Source organism: Mesorhizobium sp. M6A.T.Cr.TU.017.01.1.1 (genome assembly GCF_004023115.1).
GTDB classification, from domain to species: Bacteria; Pseudomonadota; Alphaproteobacteria; order Rhizobiales; family Rhizobiaceae; genus Mesorhizobium; species Mesorhizobium mediterraneum.
The window spans coordinates 57,738-74,158 of record NZ_RZTA01000002.1; the positions used below are offsets into that span (position 1 = coordinate 57,738).

Genomic DNA, 16,421 nt, shown 5'->3' on the forward strand with positions numbered 1-16,421 from the left:
TCAGAAAATCGAGTCCGAGATTGTTCTGGCCGCGCCGAGCAGGATCGATCCTTCCGGCACGCCGTCATCGATCGGAATGGCCTTCCGGTTTGCTGGGGCATCCATCGGTTCACCGATACCGGAGGTAACGATCACCGGCGCCTTGCCGGGCACGCGGTCGTAGAGATCGATAATGTCCTGATTTATCAAGCGAACGCAGCCAGATGACACCGATTTACCTATGGAGTTCCACTCCGGCGAGCCGTGCAGGCGGTAAAGTGTGTCCTGGTTGCCCTGGAAGAGATACAGCGCACGCGCGCCGAGCGGGTTCGTGAGGCCGCCGGGCATGCCGCCATTGTCGGCGCTGTATTTTGCGAGCTCAGGCTGCCGGGCAATCATTTCGTCCGGCGGGGTCCATTTCGGCCATTTCTGCTTCCATTGGACGACGGCGTCGCCCGACCATTCGAAACCGGCACGACCCAGTCCGACGCCATAACGGATGGCTTGTCCGCCCGGACGCACGAGATAGAGGTGGTGGCCGGCCGTATCGACGACGATGGTGCCGGGCCGTTGGCCGGTCGGATCGGGAACGATCTGACGCAGAAATTGCTCGTCGATTTTCTCGAACGGTATGCCCGGGAGGTCGAACCCACCGTCGCTGACCGGAGCGTACATTGTTGCATAGTCCAGGAGCGGCGGCTCGACACTGACTGGCGGCGGAGGCTGAACCGGCTGCCCTCCCACCGTGGTGCAGGCGGAAACCGCAATCGAGGCGGCGCCGAGCGCAGCGGCGTTGAGAAAGCCGCGACGGCTCAGGCGATAGGATTCGATTTCGGTTGTGGACATGGTTGCCTTTTTTTAGGTCTCAAATCGAAACAAAACATGAATACGCCGATCACTACGGCGCCAGCCCTACCAATGCCCCGGCGCGATAGGCGGTTCCGATTCTGGCCTGAGGGTGGACAAACAAAGGCAAAGCTGTGACGGCGCCGCCGCTGTTGCACCGAGGCAACAGGCCTACGGCGCCGCGTCCATTTGGACGCGTAAAGGACGCTGTGGCACTTTTACTTTGCCCACGATCCTTTCCAAAAATCGATTCCGACTTTGGGGTCATGCGCTAGCCTCCGGCCAACAGGCCTTCGAGCGAGGGCAGGATCAGGGCCGGCGGAAAGTCCCGGTATTCCTCGGGCTGGTTGGAGCGGTTGATCCAGACTGTCCGGAAGCCGAATTTGGTCGCGCCGGCGACGTCCCAGCGGTTGGATGACTGAAACGACACCGCGCCCGGATAGAGGCGCCAGCCTGTCGTGATCAAGTCGTAGACCGACGGATCGGTCTTGAAGCGCCTGACGGCATCGACGGAATAGATGTCGTCCAGAACCTGGTCGAGCGCGGCGGATTTGACCGCCGCTTCCAGCATTTCAGGCGAGCCGTTGGAGAGGATCGCCAGTCTCGCGCCCGATGCCTTGAGCGCCTTGAGCACGGCCGGCACCTCCGGATAGCAGTCGAGCCGCCAATAGGCGTCGAGCAGCTTGGCCCTGAGCCCCTTGTCTGCGGAGGGAACCTTACGCAAGGCGAAATCGAGCGCCTGCTCGGTGAGTTGCCAGAAATCGGCGTAGGCGCCCATCAGCGTCCTCACCCAGGAATATTCCAGCTGCTTGGCGCGCCAGATCTCCGAAAGCAGCTGGCCGTCTGGCCCGATCTGGTCGGCATGACGGCGTACGGCGGCATGCACGTCGAACAGCGTGCCGTAGGCGTCGAAAACGTAAGCCGCATGGTGCATGATGACAGTTTTGCGGCGAGGCAGGGCAAGGCGCAAGCACAGATTGCAGTTCACATAGCGCTGGCCTCAACAAATCTCAGCGATGCCCGTTGACGGCAGACGCCAAAGCATCTTCCATTGGCGACACAGGACAGCTCTGAAACGGAACCAAGCGATGACACTGGCGACTGCGGCGCAATCCGCGACATGGACCTTCGTGGACGGCGACTGGCACGAAGGCAACGTCGCCATTCTGGGGCCGCGCAGCCATGCCATGTGGCTCGGCACCAGCGTGTTCGACGGCGCCCGCTGGTTCGAGGGCGTCGCCCCCGACCTCGATCGCCACGCCGCGAGGGTGAACGCCTCGGCGATCGCGCTCGGCCTCAAACCATCCATGAGCACCGAAAAAATCGTCGGGCTAACCTGGGACGGGCTGAAGAAGTTCGATGGCAAGACGGCGGTCTATATCAGGCCGATGTACTGGGCCGAGCATGGTGGTTACATGGGCGTGCCGGCCGATCCGGCCTCGACCCGTTTCTGCCTTTGCCTCTACGAATCGCCGATGATCTCGCCAGCGGGCTTTTCGGTCAGCGTCTCGCCGTTCCGGCGCCCGACCATCGAAACCATGCCGACCAATGCCAAGGCCGGTTGCCTCTATCCCAACAACGGCCGTGCCATCCTCGAAGCCAAGATGCGCGGCTTCGACAACGCCTTGGTGCTCGACATGTTGGGCAATGTCGCCGAGACCGGAACCTCGAACATTTTCCTGGTCAAGGACGGCCATGTCCTGACGCCGGCGCCGAATGGCACGTTCCTGTCCGGCATCACCCGCTCGCGGACGATGACGCTGCTTGGCGAGTACGGGTTCAAGACCACCGAGAAGACGCTGTCGGTGCGCGATTTCCTCGAAGCAGACGAGATATTCTCGACGGGAAACCATTCGAAAGTCGTGCCGGTCACCCGCATCGAGGACCGCAATCTACAACCCGGGCCTGTAGCCAAGAAGGCGCGCGAACTCTATTGGGATTGGGCGCATTCGACTTCGGCCGGATGACTGGCTAAAGCTGACTGGCTAAAAAGCGAACCGGCGCTTCATTCCGGAGTTGCTCCACATCAATCCAGACCTATGTTAGTCCGGTATCGACACCGGATTTTTTCCACGAGGAGTACGACCGATGGCTTTTGAACTGCCCGCCTTGCCCTATGACTACGAGGCCTTGCAGCCTTACATGTCGAAGGAGACGCTGGAGTACCATCACGACAAGCACCACAAGGCCTATGTTGACAACGGCAACAAGCTGGCTGCCGAAGCCGGCCTGGGCGATTTGTCGGTCGAAGACGTTGTAAAACAGTCCTTCGGCAAGAATGCCGGGCTCTTCAACAATGCCGCCCAGCACTACAACCACATCCATTTCTGGAAGTGGATGAAGAAGGGCGGCGGCGGCAACAAATTGCCGGGCGCGCTGCAAAAGGCATTCGACAGCGACCTTGGCGGCTACGACAAATTCAAGGCGGACTTCATCGCCGCCGGAACCACTCAGTTCGGTTCGGGCTGGGCCTGGGTTTCGGTCAAGGACGGCAAGCTGGCGATCTCGAAGACCCCGAACGGCGAGAACCCGCTGGTCCATGGCGCGACGCCGATCCTGGGCGTCGATGTCTGGGAGCACTCCTATTACATCGACTATCGCAACGCCCGGCCGAAATATCTCGAAGCTTTCGTCGACAGTCTCATCAACTGGGACTACGTTCTCGAGACATACGAAAAGGCGTAAGCCGTTCGAGTTGCAGAAAAGCCCCGGAAACGGGGCTTTTCTTTTGGCTCGAGATCGGTCGCTCATTTCCACACAAGAACGACTGTCGCAAAAATTCACACAAGCGTGAGGCGAATTTCCGGAATTTTTAAGCCACCTTTGCCGTTATCGATCGGTACCGACCTTTACCCGAAAACGTCTTCACCAAGGAGCCAGTTGAATGAGAAAGCTTATCCTCGCCATCTCGATGCTCGCCTTCGCCGGTTCGGCGGCGTTTGCCGATCCGATCCAGGACCGGCAGGCCCTGATGAAGGAACGTGGAAAGATCGCCGGCCAATTGTCGAAAGTTGTCAAGGGCGAGGCCCCTTACGATGCCGCCGCCGTGCTGACGGCATTGCAGGCGCTGCAGGCCAACGCGGAGAAATTCCATGCCAACGTCGACACTTTTTTCCCGGCGGGCAGCGACACCGGCGACACCACGGCTGCTCCCAAGATCTGGGAAGATATGGCCGGCTTCAAGGAGGTTGAGGGCAAGTATCTCGCCAACGTCAAGGCTGCGGCGGCCGCCGCCCCTGCCGACGTCGATGCCTTGAAGGCGCAGTTCAATACCATTGGCGGTGATTGCGGCACCTGCCACCAGACCTACAGGATAAAGAAGGGCTGATAGCGGGCGATGCGCCTGCTGAAAAAACTCGTCGGCGCCGCTCTTCTTCTAGGCGCCGCCGGCGCAGTTGCCGGCTGGTTCCTGTCGGCGCCGGTCAGGCTAGACACTGAGACCCTGGCGCAGCTCGGCCCCGGCGATGCCGCCAGGGGCAAGCGTATTTTTTATGCCGGCGGCTGCACGTCCTGTCATGCGAAGCCAGGCTCGCAGGGCGATACCCGCCTTCAACTGGCCGGCGGTCTCCAACTCAAGACGCCGTTCGGGACTTTCGTGCCGCCAAACATTTCGCAGGATGCCAAGGACGGTATAGGCGCCTGGTCGGTGGAAGACCTCGCCAACGCCATGCTGAAGGGTGTGTCGCCGGGCGGCGAACATTTTTACCCCGCGTTTCCCTATTCATCCTACGCGCGCATGAAGCCGACCGATATTGCCGATCTCCATGCCTTCATGAAGACGCTCCCCGCTGTCACCGGCAAGGCGCCGCCCAATGCGCTAGGATTCCCGTTCAACATCCGTCGCGGCATCGGGCTGTGGAAACGTCTCTATTTGGGCGATCAGCCGGTGGTTTCCTTTCCGGACGGGACGCCGCAGCCGGTGCTGGCAGGTCGCTATCTGGTCGAAGGGGCTGGCCATTGCGGCGAATGTCATACGCCGCGGGATTTCATCGGTGGCAGCAAGAAAAGCCAGTGGCTAGCGGGTGCTGCGGCCGCCGAAGGCAGCGGCATCGTCCCGAACATCACTTCGGGCGAAGGCGGGCTCGGTGACTGGTCAGAGACCGATATCGCCTACTATCTCGAAACCGGCTTCACGCCGGATTTCGATTCCGTGGGTGGCGCTATGGTCGATGTGCAGAGAAACATGGCCGAGCTGACGCCCGAGGACCGCGCGGCGATCGCAGCCTATCTGAAGGCCATACCGCCGCATCCCAACGGCTATCCGGCACGCAAGCAGCCTTCGAGCTAATGTTCGATTACGGGTGGCGATCGCCCAGGAAATCGAAACCGGTTTCGAAGAAATGATTGTAGTCGCAGGTCAATTCCTCGCCGGCCGCGATATCGCGCAACGCATATGTCTCCTCGGGCGAGGCGACGTCGCAATTCGGGTCATCGGCATGGTTCATGTAGCGCGCGTCGTCGGCTTCGAAGACGATGTAGTTGGGGTCGCGCCGGTCGGGATAGGAATAGCGATCGAGATAGGCTTTGATCGGCCCGGTTTCGCGCTCATAGGTCTCGACAGGGATGCGCCGGTCGTAATTGGGATCGAGCTTCCAAAGCAGTGTGCCACGGGGAATGTGGTTCTTGGCAAAAACACCAATGCCTTGGATAGGCGATTTGTCGAGATAGACGTCGACGAGCAACATGGCAGACCCTTTGGAGTGACTGGGTGATTTTGGTTGGCGCGGCCGCGAAAAGCCGCGCATTGGGTAGCGCGCGGCCATCGCAATTGCGAGCAGAAAATCAGTAGCGCATGGCCCGGAATCGGAATCGAATTTCCGCTGAGGATCATGCGCAAGATCAAGCTCCTACAGCGCCCTTTGCGCGTCCATAAGGGCGGTCGGCGCTGTGGTGGCCTTGCCCGCTACCTTCAGCGCAAAGGCATAGGTGAAGGCGATTTCCTCGAGCCTGGAAAACCGGCCGGATGCGCCGGCATGGCCGGAGTCCATGTTGATCTTGAACAGCACCGGATTGTCGCCGGTCTTGCGGTCGCGCAGCCGCGCTACCCATTTGGCCGGTTCCCAGTAGGTGACACGCGGGTCGGTGAGGCCGGCAAGCGCCAGGATCGGCGGATAGTCGAGCGCGGCGACATTGTCGTAGGGCGAGTAGGCTGCGATCGTCCGGTAGTCTTCCTCCGAGACGATCGGGTTGCCCCATTCGGGCCATTCCGGTGGCGTCAGCGGCAAGGTCGCGTCGAGCATCGTGGTCAGCACGTCGACGAACGGAACCTCGGCCACGATCCCGCCAAAACATTCCGGCGCCATGTTGGCGATCGCGCCCATCAGCATGCCGCCGGCCGAGCCGCCCTGGGCGACAATGCGGTCATGGGCCGTGTAGCGCTCGGCGACGAGGTGGTGTGCGACTGCGACGAAATCGGTGAACGTGTTCATCTTGTGCGCCCGCTTGCCGTCGTCGTACCAGCCGTAACCCTTTTCCTTGCCGCCGCGGACATGGGCAATTGCGTAGACGAAGCCGCGATCGACCAGTGAAAGGCAGTTGGTGTTGAACGCGGCCGGCACCGTGATGCCGTAGGATCCGTAGCCGTAGAGCAGGCAAGGCGCTGATCCGTCGAGCGGTGTTTCGCGGTGATGGATGAGCGAGACCGGCACCAGTTCGCCGTCGGCGGCGGGCGCCATCAGCCGCCGCGTCACATAATGGTCCGGGTCGTGACCGGACGGAACTTCCTGGGTCTTCAGCAGCACACGTTCGCGGGTGCGCATGTTGTAGTCGAAGACCTGCGCCGGCGTCGTCATCGACGAGTAGGAAAAGCGCATGATCTCGGTGTCGTATTCATAGGATCCCGACAGGCCGAGCGAGAAGGCTTCCTCGTCGAAAGAGATGAGGTGTTCCTCGCCGCTTTTGCGATCGTGCACGACGATGCGCGGAAGGCCTTCCTTGCGTTCAAGCCTGACCATATGGTCCTTGAAGCCGATCACCGAGAGGATCAGCCGGCCCGCCTCGTGCGGCACCAGTTCCTGCCAGTTAGCACGCACCGGGTCGTTCGCCGGCGCCGTCATGATCTTGAAATCCTTGGCGCCGTCGGCGTTGGTGAGAATGAAGAAGATGTCGCCGCCTTCTTCGAGGTCGTATTGCAGGCCGGTCTCGCGCGGCGAAACCAGCTTCGGTTCGGCGAACGGCTCGCTGGCGCTCATCAGTCGGTACTCCGACGTCTCGTGATCGTTGATGCCGATCATGATCCACTCGTTGGAGCGCGTGCCGCCGACATTCATGAAGAAGCCTGGATCGGTTTCCTCATAGATCAGCCGGTCGTTCTCATGACTGTCGCCAAGGGTATGGAACAGCACCTTGGAAGGACGGTGGTTGGGATCGAGACGGGTATAGAAAAATCCGTCGTTGCCTGCGTCCCACACGCCGCCGCCACCTGTGTCCGGGATCCTATCCGGCAACTCTTCGCCGCTGGCGAGATCGCGCACGCGAAGCGTGAAGAATTCAGAGCCCTTGGCGTCGAACGCCCACAGGAGCTTGCCGTGATCGGCCGAATGGTCGACGCCGCCGAGGCGGAAATAGGCCTTGCCCTCGGCCTCGAGGTCGCCGTCGAGCAGGATCTGCTCGTCGCCGCCATCGCGCGGTGTTCGGAAATAACGCGGCTGCTCGCCGCCAAGCTTGAAAGATGACCCGTAGGCGTATGGCCCATCCTTCATCGGCACCGAAGAATCGTCTTCCTTGATGCGGCCCTTCATCTCCTTGAAAAGCTGCGTCCGCAACTGGGCGGTGTCGGCCATCAACGCTGCCTGATAGACGTTCTCGGCGTCGAGATGGGCGCGGATTTGGCCGTCGAGCAGGGACGGGTCCCTGAACATCTCTTGCCAATTGTCGGCTCTCAGCCAGGCATAGTCGTCCGTCCGGTTTACTCCATGATGTATATCGAAGACCGGTCGCTTCTCTGGTTGTGGCGGGCTGACAGTCGGAAATGCTGGGGTTCTGGTCATTGCGTCTCGCTGTGGAAGTTACTTGAATGGAGAATGAACACGCCGATCAGCGCAGGTTCAAGAGCCGGAATATATGTTTTGCGCCGAGCTCCAGAAGATGAGCCGGAGGAGAGAGAAAAAATGAAATTCCGTTTTCACGCTGCCGCGGCTTTCGCCGTCGCCTCGACTGTTTTGGCCTTTACCGGCCAATCTCATGCAACCGTGTTCGCAGCTTGGCAAGTGACCAACGTTCCGTTTGGCGACACACTCAACGTGCGCAAATATCCGGCCGGGTCATCGCAGAAGCAGGCCGCCTATCCCAACGGTGCCGTATTGCAGATGACCGGCAAATGCACCGGCGGCATAAACCTGCTCGACATCGCCAATCAGCCGGCCTCGCAGCAGGTGGAAAAGGTCCGCTATCGCTGGTGCGAAGTCTGGCACGATCCGGCCCAAAGCGGCAATTTCGTCACCGGCTGGGTCTATGGAAAGTACATCACGCCACAATGAAGGCCCGGTGCCGGTCCGCAGCGCCGATTTCCGGCTTGCTCGCAGACAGCAGGGATAAATCGCAACCTATGGTTTCGTAGACTCTGAAAACAACCAAATAGCTTACGCTACAACCAAGCATAGCCAAGCATTCAGATATTTTTACTGTCCATCACGGATGTAACGGCAGCTTGACGCTGCGTCAGCCGCCACTGGTCTGACCAGAAAATATCGCAAAGTTACAGAGTGCACGAAAGATTGAAGCTGATCGTGGAATATTTTATTAACATCGATGAATATAGCACAAGAAGCGAATTGACTTACTTGGTGCACTGGCTCATTAGAATGCTGCGACGCGAATCGCAGAGGCTCTTTCCTGCAAAAATTTCGCGCGGTGCCCGACCTGCCAAAAATAGGGCGCGGATAGAAACAACTCTCGTTGGGGCCATGAAGCCATGGATATTATCGAAACACCTTCCAGAAATAGTGATGCGCTGATCGAATTGACGGCCGATGTCGTAGCCGCCTATGTCAGCAACAATCCGGTGCCGGTCGGCGAGCTGCCGAGCCTTATCGCCGATGTCCATGCCGCCCTCGGGCGCGTGGGCGGGGCCAGTGAACAGCCTCCTGCCGACAAGCAGAAGCCGGCAGTAAACCCGAAGCGCTCCGTCCATGACGACTACATCGTCTGTCTTGAAGACGGCAAGAAGTTCAAGTCGCTGAAGCGCCATTTGATGACCCACTACGGTCTGACGCCCGACGAGTATCGTGAAAAATGGGGCCTGGACGCAAGCTATCCGATGGTTGCTCCCAACTATGCTGCCGCCCGCTCACAGCTTGCCAAGAAGATGGGTCTCGGCCGCAAGCGCAAGGGGCGCTGATACCGGCTGTCTTTCCCAACCTGGGTTAGACGATCAACGGCGCCTTCGGGCGCCGTTTTGCTTTTGGGGCATTGCTGGAGCAATCGATAGGGGTTGCGCCATATGCGAGGGCTCGCCATCATGCAGGCCAATCCCGCTGTGGCCTAATCAGGCGGTCTGCCTCAAGGCCGCCTCGGCGTCGCGCTTGATGCGCTTGACCATAGAACGAAGACCATTGGCGCGTTGCGGCGACAGGTGCTCGTCGAGGCCGAGTGCCTTCAGCGTGGCTTCCGCGTCGGTTTTCTGGATCTCGCTGGCGGGTCGTCTCGAAAACAGCGCCAGCATGATAGCGACGAGGCCGCGCACGATATGGGCGTCCGAATCACCGGCGAAGGTGACGACTGGGTCGGGCCCCGGTCCATATTCAGTGGTCAGCCAGACCTGGCTGACGCAGCCAGGCACCTTGTTGGCGGGGTTGCGTTTCTCATCGGGAAACGGCGGCAGGGCCTCGCCCAGCTCGATCACATAGCGATAGCGGTCTTCCCACTCGTCAAGCAGGGAGAAGTCGTCGCGGATCGTTTGGATCGTCGTGGTCATCACCCCGGATATAGTCATCCGGCGACGCCGCGTCACGGAAAAAGAGGAAAAACACCATAGGCGTCGAGAGGGCGGAGGGCCTGCGATGCAGCGACAGATGCGCTGACAAAATGTCTCAGTTCTTCGCCGGCAGGTCGACTTTTGCGGGCAAGACGATGTCTTCGGGCACGCTGCCGGTCGTCGTCGCAGTGTCGGGTTCGGCGGTCTTGTCGTCCAACATGGCGGCCGCGATCTTGGCGGTCTCCTTGGCTCGGGCGGTGATCGTGTGCATTGCGGACTTGCCGGTCTCGCAGACGTCGGGCTTGCGCTCGCATATGCCGGCAATGTCGCCGACCGCTTCACGCGCCGCAAACAAGGCCTGGATCGGCCCGACGCTTTGGTGGCCTGTCTCGTCGGAGCCGACATTCAGCGGCAGCGCCAGAAGCACCAGCGAAAACCAGAAAGCCATTCTTATCAGAAAGCCCATCTGTATGCCTCTCATCCGTGATCGGATCATGCATTCGTGCGGCATGACCTCTTTGGATACGATAGTGGCATAGACGCGCAAAGGACGGCTTGCCTGGTCAGCGAAAATTTTCCTCAAATTTTAGGCAAATTCGAAACGAAGCATTTTGCAATGCGTTTGCCTCAAATCCAGATGATTTTCTTCACTTGGGGTTAACCATCCATCTGGCTGTTTTCTATAGGTATTTCCCAGAAGTGCGGCGTGCCGGTGGCGACTGTCAGAGGCAGAAGGACGATCCGCCCGAATAACGCTCCATTTACTATGGCTGCAATTGCCCAGGTTTTGCCGCGCCGGTCTCCCAATATTTGCCTCAGGCCGGGCATTGGTCGGTCCCGCCTTATCCATTCCTTAAACGCTGGATGCGAGTTTCAGAGCAACAAAAGCAACCTGCGAAGCAGGGCTGTTCACGACCGGGTGCGAGTGCGTTGAGTTGAGTTCGATCGGGGCCAGATACGTTGAGTTGCCCGGCGCGATGGCAGCCGGTTGCGAACGTATGGTTCATCCGTCCATCCTCGGACAGAACGATCGCCGGTGCCAGCGCCGGTTTATCGGTGTCATGCTGGCCGCTCCGTTCTTCGCCGCAGGTGCAGCAGTCACGCTGGTCACCTCGGGCATGGGCGCGGCCCTGACCATGGCTGCGATCTTTGCGGCTTTCGGCCTTTGCTGGTTTGCCGCCTTGCTGGTGGCAGCATCGGGTAAGATGGCGTTCGCCAGCCAGGTCGCCCTGGCGATGGGCAGTCTTGCCCTTGCCGGCGTCATTGCCGCGGCGGGCGGTCTGGCCTCTCCAGTTGCCATGCTTGTCGTGGCGCTCCCGTTCGAAGCCTGGTGGATTGGCGCGTCTCGTCGCGCTGCATTGTGGGGTGCGGTATCCGCATTTGTCGCTATCGTGCTGCAGGCTTTTGCCGGTTCCGTCTTCCCGTTCGGCGCGGCAGAAATCGCTGCGTGGCATTGGTTGCTGCCGCTGGCCTGGGCGCTCACCCTCGTTCCCCGCGTCGCGAGACTTGGCAGCCCGGCCGGCGCGCAGCTTGATCCGGCGACCGACGAACGGCTCGAGAACGTCATCGACGCCGTTGTCCTGCGGGTCGGCAGGCATGGCGAGGTTCTGGATGCGTCGGCAAAAGCGCGCACGATCCTGAAACTGCAGCCGGAGCTGCTGTTCGGTACTGGCCTGTTCGATCGTATCCATCTGTCCGATCGCGTCGCATACCTCAGCGCGCTGGCCGACATGCGCGATGGCGCGTCGACGCGCCGGCTCGATTTTCGCGTCCGGCTGCCGCAAAACGGCCACGGCCCAACGGCGGACAATTACCGGCCGTTTTCCCTTGAGCTGACGCGGGCGAAGGAGCAGCAGGACGTCTTCACGCTCGTCTTGCGCGAAAACGACGAAGTCGCCGGATTGCGCGAAGAGCTTGCCGCTGCGAACGAGGCGGCCGCGTCTGCCGAAGTGGCGAAGGGACGGTTTCTGGCGGTCGTCAGCCACGAGCTTCGCACGCCGTTGAACGCCATCATCGGTTTCTCCGACATGCTGCTGCATGAGATGTTCGGCACGTTCAAGGATCCGCGCCAGAAGGAATATGTCGGCTTGGTCAAGGAGTCCGGCCAGCATTTGCTTGCCGTCGTCACCTCGATACTCGACGTGTCGAGGATCGAATCGGGCGCCTACGCGGCCGAGCCGGAACCGTTCCGTTTCGTGGAAGCGGTCGAAATGTGCCAGTCCATGATGCGGCAGCAGGCCGAGGCAAAAAACATCGATCTGCAGGCTCAGATCGCACCGGATGCCGGCGAGATAAACGCTGATCGCCGTGCCGTGCAGCAGATACTCATCAATCTCGTCTCCAACGCCATCAAGTTCACGCCCGATGGCGGCGATGTCATCGTCGGCGCCAAGCGGATCGGCTCGCGACTGCATTTCTGGATCAGGGACACCGGCATCGGCATCGCCGAGGAAGACTTTGCCAATCTCGGCAAGCCGTTCATGCAGATCCAGAACGACTATACGCGCCGCTTCGAGGGAACCGGGCTCGGCCTGTCGCTGGTGAAGGGCCTGGTGGCGCTGCACGAGGGCACGATGTCGATCGAAAGCATGCCGGGCGAGGGCACCACAGTAACGATCAGCTTGCCGGTGAACGGACCGAAGGGACGTTCGACGGACAAGCCCGGCGTGCTGCCGATGCCCGTGGCCAAGGCGGAGACGAAAGGGGACAGGCATGGCTCGCTCCGCAAAACAGCCTAAGGCGGTCAAGCGCCGCGGCAATGCCTTCCAGGGTGGCGCGGTCGCCGTCGGCAGCCTGATCTCGCGCAATCCGATTCTGGTCGGCGGTTCGACCGCCTTCCTGGTGACGCTGTTTTACGTCTCGGCGAATGCCCTGTGGTATCAGCCTTTTCCTCATGCCGGCGCGTTCTTCGCGACCAGGAGCATAGAGGGCTTTCCTCGCGCAGACGCCGACGAGCCAGAGACCACCATCAACATCGTGCGGCCCGGCCCGGCTCCGGCACCGATCAAGAGCGATCCAGTCGTCAAGCAGGTCCAGGGCATCTTGAAGGATCTCGATTTCTATTCCGGCACCGTCGACGGCATTTCCGGCCCCAACACGCGCAACGCCATACAGGCCTATCAGCAGAAGGTCGGGCTCAACGCTTCCGGCGAGATCGACAGTGTGCTGCTCGATCAACTAGGCGCCACGCCAACCGCCTCGACGGTCGTGCCGCATCCGGCGCCCCGCCCGGACGACATGGCCGCGATTCCCGTTTCCGCTTCGGCGCCGGCGGATGCGTCGGCGCAGGCACCTGACGCCCGCATTATCAAGATTCAGGCCGGTTTGAAGGCATTTGGCAATGACGACATGCAGCTCGATGGCGTGGTCGGGGCACGCACCAAGGCAGCGATCAAGGAGTTCCAGTCACTGTTCGGGCTACCGGAGACTGGCGAGCCCGACGAGGTCGTCTACGTCAAGATGCGCGAGATCGGCCTGACCAACTGACAGTCGACGCCTGACGGTCGAGGCGTTCGCCAACCGGATGGGCAAAAACCGATTTCGGTTTTCGGACCTTTGCTCTAAGTACCGTCCGATGTCGTCCAGAACCTTGCCATGCGCGTAACCACCGATCTGTGGGTGTCGGCCCTTTTGCGCCGGGTTTTCAGCGCCGGGGGCTTCGCCGCCGTGGTTAAGCGCGGCGCGACCGAGGCCGGCGCGGTCTTCGTGCTGGCGCGTGGCCGCATGGGCGAGATCGCCCTGTTTGGGCCGGCGCCGCAGACGAGCTACGATTCAGCCAAACCCGACGACCGGTTTTTCAGCCTGCTCGGCGCTGGCGACGATGCCGCCGTCTTTGACGCGCGACTGGAAAGGGAGAAAAAATTCGATCCCGACATCTGGGTGGTCGAGATCGAGGCCGGCGCTGTTCCCGTCGAGGAGCTTATTTCCGTCAAGTCGCTCTAACGATATGCATGAAAGACAAAGGCTTGAAACGTTCGCTTGAATCTCTTCAGACGCGCCGCGCCTTCATGTATGTCGCCCAAAAGTGCGCAGCGGTTTTGGGATAACGACATGCATAAAAACAAAAAACTTAAGGCGCGTCGCTTGAATCTCTTCAGACGCGCCGCACCTTAAGGCTGATGGCAGCATTGTCGCTGTCTGCCTTACGGATGTCGGCGTTTGCCGCAACGGGTCCGGTACTGCGAATGGCCTTCGACAGTATCTCGGCCTTCCAGCCGCGAACCCTGTCCAGCGCTGCATCGCGACGCAGCAGACGGTAGCGGTCGAGGAAGATGCGGATGGCCTGCGGATGCGGAAACTCTGTGGGGTAGACGGCAACGGTGATCAGGAACGCCTTGTCTTCGCTGAGGTCGAGCGCGCGCAGGGCGGCCAGCAGCGACGTGTAGTTCTGGGTTGCGGTGAGCGACCGCGCCGTTGAAAAATCGATTTCGAGCGCGTCGGCCAGTGCTGTCTGGAAGAATGCGGCGTTGCCGGTCAGCGCCGTCTCGCGCAGTTTGACATAGGTTTCAGCACCGGTGAACGGATTGATGGTTGCGCCGCCGCTCTCCGCGTCGGCATGCATCATCGACCGCAGCCGGCGCCTTGCATTTTCGGCGGCGGCGCCGGGCTCCTGCTGCCTCTCGGGGCCGGGCACAACGACTTCGGCGCTTTCGGGCGCCGTCTTAGCGATCGCCTCCGGCTGACGCACGCTCACCAGCGTCGGCTTTTCAAGCGCCTTGATCAGGTGGGCGATGGTCGGGTTCAGGTCCTTGCGGCGCGCAATGGCGCGCGCATGCGGCAGGCCGTGCCGCCCGATCAGCGCGATGAGATCGATGTTGCTGAGCGCGCGCGAGCGGATGAGCAGCGGGGCGGCGATGTCGACCGGCTCCTCGCAAAGCCGCCGGACCAGCGCCGTGGGCGCATATTCGCACTCGGAAAGGGCGGCAGCGACGTAGCGGCGCGATTCGACCGACACATTGGCGAAAAGTGGAAGCGTCAGATCTTCAAGCTGTGCGATCTCCCGGCGCGAAGGGCGGGTGAGCGAACAGAACGCCGACACCGCGGCACGGAACAGCCTTTCAGCCTTTCCCGATTCAGCCCGTATAGCGATTTGCCTGAAATCCGAAGCTGACACGAAGGATACGCCTGACACTCGACACAATCTGGACCATGCTCGACCGGGACTGTGTCGGTTTCGCATTTCGCAAGAACAAAGATCAAGTTAGCGGCGATCCGTTAGCGTTCCGTTAACCTACTGCCGTCCTTAATCAGATTGGAGGCGTTGCGTTGTGCTCCGGGGCAACCGAGAGGAATGCACGAACCATGGGCATGGTACTGTCTTTCGTGCCGCGAACGGCGGCAACCAATCGAGCAGAACGAAACACCGGTACGCCGGCGGCGGTGATCATTTTCCCCGGCGTCCGTTATGAGCAACGGCCACTGACGGGCGAGACCCGGACAGGCGCCGGTCTGGACAAGCCGGGCTCGTCAGGGACGCTGCCTGTTCCGCACCACTGAGTTTCGGGATCCCTTTAGAAATCCTGCAGCTCGCAGGAACTCTGCTCGAGAAACCGTGACACGACCGGCTTCCAGCTGTCGTCGGGCACGAAGGAGCGGATGACGAACATGCCTTCGTCGATGGGCGCCTCGACGAAGATTGCCCCTTGCAATTCCTCGGGAAGATTCTTGCGGATCTCGATCATCTGCGCCGGCGTCAATACGATACTGTCCAGCACTCTTCCGGTCGCACTGTGGTCGTTGAAGGAATAGATGTTGTGGCCGCTGCGGTCATAGACCGATACGGACCAGAACGGGACGTTTCCGGGTGCCTTGACCCGCACGATCCCTTCGGACAGATCGAACCGGCAAGCCGCCGCATAAAACAGTGGATCGACGGATTTTACCACCGGCGTGCCGCCGGCCTCTGCGTCCAGCCTGGTCATCCTATAGAGGTCCGAGGCCATGGCCAGACGCGACCAGGCGTCACGTTCGGAAAATTCCGGGACGAGCAGCAGCACGATGATATGCACGACACCGGCGCCAAGCAGGCCGAGCAAGATCGCGTGCAGCAGCCTACGCATTGCAGCCGACCTTCAGGATCTGCGGTAGCGTGATATCCGAAAGACCCGTGCTGCTGGCGATCGGCGTATCGTAGAATGTCAGCACGAAATACATCCGACCGGAGCCGTCGGAAAGCAGCCAGTTGCCGGGCGCGGGGCGGTGGCCGACGGAAATCACCACCGAATTGTCGGGCTGGCGCAGCACCTGGTAGGATTGAAGTGCCGCAAGCCTCGGCTTTTCGGTCTCGATCACGCCGAGCGACTGATCGGTGGCATAGAGGGTCCAGAACCGGGCCGTGGGAAATCCGCCTTCTATTTCATAGGCGCATTGACGTTTCAATTGCTCGCCGCCGGAATCGCGTTCGGCGACAAAAGACAGGCCCTCTGCCTGCCCGAGCGCCAGCACACCCTCGCGCGCCACACGGGCTTTCGAATAGGGGTCCGCCGCCTGCGTTCCGATATCGGGAAACGCCGTCCATGGGCCGATCCGGATCGCGCCGATGCCATCCTGCGTCTTGAGAGCGTACCAGACACTGCCGCCGCCGCCGCCGATGGTTATGGCAAGCGCGAGGAGCGTCAGGAATGCGTTTTTGAGCATGAGGAGCCGCGGGAAAGAGGAGTGCCGCTCGGGGATATCGCGGGGC

The 16,421-nt window shown here is 60.9% G+C and carries 19 protein-coding genes and 1 tRNA gene; 10 read left to right on the forward strand and 10 right to left on the reverse strand.

The annotated features are described in order from the left end of the window. From EOB36_RS01020 to EOB36_RS34240, 3 genes are all read right to left on the reverse strand, one after another. Entirely contained in the window at positions 1–825 is an 825-nt protein-coding gene (locus tag EOB36_RS01020; RefSeq protein ID WP_095486527.1) for a L,D-transpeptidase, read from the reverse strand. A 271-nt stretch (positions 826–1,096) separates the two neighbouring features. Then, positions 1,097–1,396, reverse strand: coding sequence for an HAD-IA family hydrolase (locus tag EOB36_RS34235; RefSeq protein WP_158302624.1), 300 nt, complete (start codon positions 1,394–1,396; stop codon positions 1,097–1,099). Next, positions 1,359–1,437 (reverse strand) — tRNA-Phe (locus tag EOB36_RS34240). Before EOB36_RS34240 ends, EOB36_RS34235 begins: the two co-directional genes overlap by 38 nt. 139 nt (positions 1,438–1,576) lie before the next feature. On the opposite strand from EOB36_RS34240, the gene EOB36_RS34245 reads away from it, so the two are divergent. The 5 genes from EOB36_RS34245 (at position 1,577) to EOB36_RS01045 (ending at position 5,113) form a co-directional block, all read left to right on the forward strand. Next, positions 1,577–1,852 carry a hypothetical protein gene (locus EOB36_RS34245; protein WP_158302625.1) on the forward strand — a complete coding sequence of 92 codons (276 nt, stop codon included), beginning with the start codon at positions 1,577–1,579 and terminating at the stop codon, positions 1,850–1,852. 61 nt (positions 1,853–1,913) lie between these two features. Then, the gene (locus tag EOB36_RS01030; protein WP_128241971.1) at positions 1,914–2,792 is read left to right on the forward strand and encodes a branched-chain amino acid aminotransferase; all 879 of its coding nucleotides are present in this window, start codon (positions 1,914–1,916) and stop codon (positions 2,790–2,792) included. Between the two features lie 121 nt (positions 2,793–2,913). Then, positions 2,914–3,510 carry a superoxide dismutase gene (locus tag EOB36_RS01035; protein ID WP_095486529.1) on the forward strand — a complete coding sequence of 199 codons (597 nt, stop codon included), beginning with the start codon at positions 2,914–2,916 and terminating at the stop codon, positions 3,508–3,510. A 199-nt stretch (positions 3,511–3,709) separates the two neighbouring features. Beyond that, the gene (locus EOB36_RS01040; RefSeq protein WP_095486530.1) at positions 3,710–4,153 is read left to right on the forward strand and encodes a cytochrome c; all 444 of its coding nucleotides are present in this window, start codon (positions 3,710–3,712) and stop codon (positions 4,151–4,153) included. A gap of 9 nt (positions 4,154–4,162) precedes the next feature. Next, positions 4,163–5,113, forward strand: a complete 951-nt coding sequence (locus EOB36_RS01045) for a cytochrome c (RefSeq protein ID WP_128284089.1) — start codon at positions 4,163–4,165, stop codon at positions 5,111–5,113. A gap of 7 nt (positions 5,114–5,120) precedes the next feature. Here EOB36_RS01045 and EOB36_RS01050 read toward each other — a convergent pair whose 3' ends face one another. Beyond that, on the reverse strand, positions 5,121–5,510 hold the full coding sequence (locus EOB36_RS01050) for an SET domain-containing protein-lysine N-methyltransferase (protein ID WP_095486532.1): 390 nt from the start codon (positions 5,508–5,510) through the stop codon (positions 5,121–5,123). 162 nt (positions 5,511–5,672) lie between these two features. Then, positions 5,673–7,814, reverse strand: coding sequence for a S9 family peptidase (locus tag EOB36_RS01055; protein WP_128284090.1), 2,142 nt, complete (start codon positions 7,812–7,814; stop codon positions 5,673–5,675). 120 nt (positions 7,815–7,934) lie between these two features. Between EOB36_RS01055 and EOB36_RS01060 the strand changes: the two genes are divergently transcribed. Together EOB36_RS01060 and EOB36_RS01065 are read left to right on the forward strand one after the other, a co-directional pair. Next, positions 7,935–8,303 (forward strand): hypothetical protein, encoded by a 369-nt coding sequence (locus EOB36_RS01060; protein ID WP_095486534.1) that lies wholly within the window; start codon positions 7,935–7,937, stop codon positions 8,301–8,303. A 434-nt stretch (positions 8,304–8,737) separates the two neighbouring features. After that, the gene (locus EOB36_RS01065; RefSeq protein ID WP_023800837.1) at positions 8,738–9,163 is read left to right on the forward strand and encodes a MucR family transcriptional regulator; all 426 of its coding nucleotides are present in this window, start codon (positions 8,738–8,740) and stop codon (positions 9,161–9,163) included. Positions 9,164–9,310: 147 nt separating this feature from the next. Here the strand turns inward: EOB36_RS01065 and EOB36_RS01070 are convergent, their stop codons facing one another. Both EOB36_RS01070 and EOB36_RS01075 read right to left on the reverse strand, forming a co-directional pair. Further along, on the reverse strand, positions 9,311–9,739 hold the full coding sequence (locus EOB36_RS01070) for a SufE family protein (RefSeq protein ID WP_128284109.1): 429 nt from the start codon (positions 9,737–9,739) through the stop codon (positions 9,311–9,313). A gap of 115 nt (positions 9,740–9,854) precedes the next feature. Beyond that, positions 9,855–10,205: a DUF5330 domain-containing protein gene (locus EOB36_RS01075; protein ID WP_095486626.1), complete on the reverse strand. Its 351-nt coding sequence runs from the start codon at positions 10,203–10,205 to the stop codon at positions 9,855–9,857. Between the two features lie 532 nt (positions 10,206–10,737). On the opposite strand from EOB36_RS01075, the gene EOB36_RS01080 reads away from it, so the two are divergent. The 3 genes from EOB36_RS01080 (at position 10,738) to EOB36_RS01090 (ending at position 13,681) form a co-directional block, all read left to right on the forward strand. Beyond that, the gene (locus EOB36_RS01080) at positions 10,738–12,477 is read left to right on the forward strand and encodes a HAMP domain-containing sensor histidine kinase (protein WP_126102927.1); all 1,740 of its coding nucleotides are present in this window, start codon (positions 10,738–10,740) and stop codon (positions 12,475–12,477) included. Further along, positions 12,452–13,225: a peptidoglycan-binding protein gene (locus EOB36_RS01085; protein WP_126102926.1), complete on the forward strand. Its 774-nt coding sequence runs from the start codon at positions 12,452–12,454 to the stop codon at positions 13,223–13,225. The genes EOB36_RS01080 and EOB36_RS01085 overlap by 26 nt, the downstream gene beginning before the upstream one ends. A gap of 108 nt (positions 13,226–13,333) precedes the next feature. Next, on the forward strand, positions 13,334–13,681 hold the full coding sequence (locus tag EOB36_RS01090) for a DUF1491 family protein (RefSeq protein ID WP_095486537.1): 348 nt from the start codon (positions 13,334–13,336) through the stop codon (positions 13,679–13,681). A gap of 151 nt (positions 13,682–13,832) precedes the next feature. Here the strand turns inward: EOB36_RS01090 and EOB36_RS01095 are convergent, their stop codons facing one another. The 3 genes from EOB36_RS01095 to EOB36_RS01110 all read right to left on the reverse strand — a co-directional run bounded on the left by EOB36_RS01095 (position 13,833) and on the right by EOB36_RS01110 (position 16,375). Next, positions 13,833–14,852 (reverse strand): hypothetical protein, encoded by a 1,020-nt coding sequence (locus EOB36_RS01095; protein WP_164547002.1) that lies wholly within the window; start codon positions 14,850–14,852, stop codon positions 13,833–13,835. Positions 14,853–15,249: 397 nt separating this feature from the next. After that, on the reverse strand, positions 15,250–15,798 hold the full coding sequence (locus tag EOB36_RS01105) for a DUF1254 domain-containing protein (RefSeq protein ID WP_128284092.1): 549 nt from the start codon (positions 15,796–15,798) through the stop codon (positions 15,250–15,252). After that, positions 15,791–16,375 (reverse strand): DUF1214 domain-containing protein, encoded by a 585-nt coding sequence (locus EOB36_RS01110; protein WP_128284093.1) that lies wholly within the window; start codon positions 16,373–16,375, stop codon positions 15,791–15,793. The genes EOB36_RS01105 and EOB36_RS01110 overlap by 8 nt, the downstream gene beginning before the upstream one ends. Positions 16,376–16,421 lie beyond the last annotated feature (46 nt).

What these genes read in the sequence shown, in the direction of transcription:
- EOB36_RS01020 (WP_095486527.1), bottom strand. Translation starts at nt 825, where the DNA reads ATGTCCACAACCGAAATCGAATCCTATCGCCTGAGCCGTCGCGGCTTT.
- EOB36_RS34235 (WP_158302624.1), bottom strand. Translation starts at nt 1,396, where the DNA reads ATGCTGGAAGCGGCGGTCAAATCCGCCGCGCTCGACCAGGTTCTGGAC.
- EOB36_RS01030 (WP_128241971.1), top strand. Translation starts at nt 1,914, where the DNA reads ATGACACTGGCGACTGCGGCGCAATCCGCGACATGGACCTTCGTGGAC.
- EOB36_RS01035 (WP_095486529.1), top strand. Translation starts at nt 2,914, where the DNA reads ATGGCTTTTGAACTGCCCGCCTTGCCCTATGACTACGAGGCCTTGCAG.
- EOB36_RS01040 (WP_095486530.1), top strand. Translation starts at nt 3,710, where the DNA reads ATGAGAAAGCTTATCCTCGCCATCTCGATGCTCGCCTTCGCCGGTTCG.
- EOB36_RS01045 (WP_128284089.1), top strand. Translation starts at nt 4,163, where the DNA reads ATGCGCCTGCTGAAAAAACTCGTCGGCGCCGCTCTTCTTCTAGGCGCC.
- EOB36_RS01050 (WP_095486532.1), bottom strand. Translation starts at nt 5,510, where the DNA reads ATGTTGCTCGTCGACGTCTATCTCGACAAATCGCCTATCCAAGGCATT.
- EOB36_RS01055 (WP_128284090.1), bottom strand. Translation starts at nt 7,814, where the DNA reads ATGACCAGAACCCCAGCATTTCCGACTGTCAGCCCGCCACAACCAGAG.
- EOB36_RS01060 (WP_095486534.1), top strand. Translation starts at nt 7,935, where the DNA reads ATGAAATTCCGTTTTCACGCTGCCGCGGCTTTCGCCGTCGCCTCGACT.
- EOB36_RS01065 (WP_023800837.1), top strand. Translation starts at nt 8,738, where the DNA reads ATGGATATTATCGAAACACCTTCCAGAAATAGTGATGCGCTGATCGAA.
- EOB36_RS01070 (WP_128284109.1), bottom strand. Translation starts at nt 9,739, where the DNA reads ATGACCACGACGATCCAAACGATCCGCGACGACTTCTCCCTGCTTGAC.
- EOB36_RS01075 (WP_095486626.1), bottom strand. Translation starts at nt 10,205, where the DNA reads ATGGGCTTTCTGATAAGAATGGCTTTCTGGTTTTCGCTGGTGCTTCTG.
- EOB36_RS01080 (WP_126102927.1), top strand. Translation starts at nt 10,738, where the DNA reads ATGGTTCATCCGTCCATCCTCGGACAGAACGATCGCCGGTGCCAGCGC.
- EOB36_RS01085 (WP_126102926.1), top strand. Translation starts at nt 12,452, where the DNA reads ATGGCTCGCTCCGCAAAACAGCCTAAGGCGGTCAAGCGCCGCGGCAAT.
- EOB36_RS01090 (WP_095486537.1), top strand. Translation starts at nt 13,334, where the DNA reads ATGCGCGTAACCACCGATCTGTGGGTGTCGGCCCTTTTGCGCCGGGTT.
- EOB36_RS01105 (WP_128284092.1), bottom strand. Translation starts at nt 15,798, where the DNA reads ATGCGTAGGCTGCTGCACGCGATCTTGCTCGGCCTGCTTGGCGCCGGT.
- EOB36_RS01110 (WP_128284093.1), bottom strand. Translation starts at nt 16,375, where the DNA reads ATGCTCAAAAACGCATTCCTGACGCTCCTCGCGCTTGCCATAACCATC.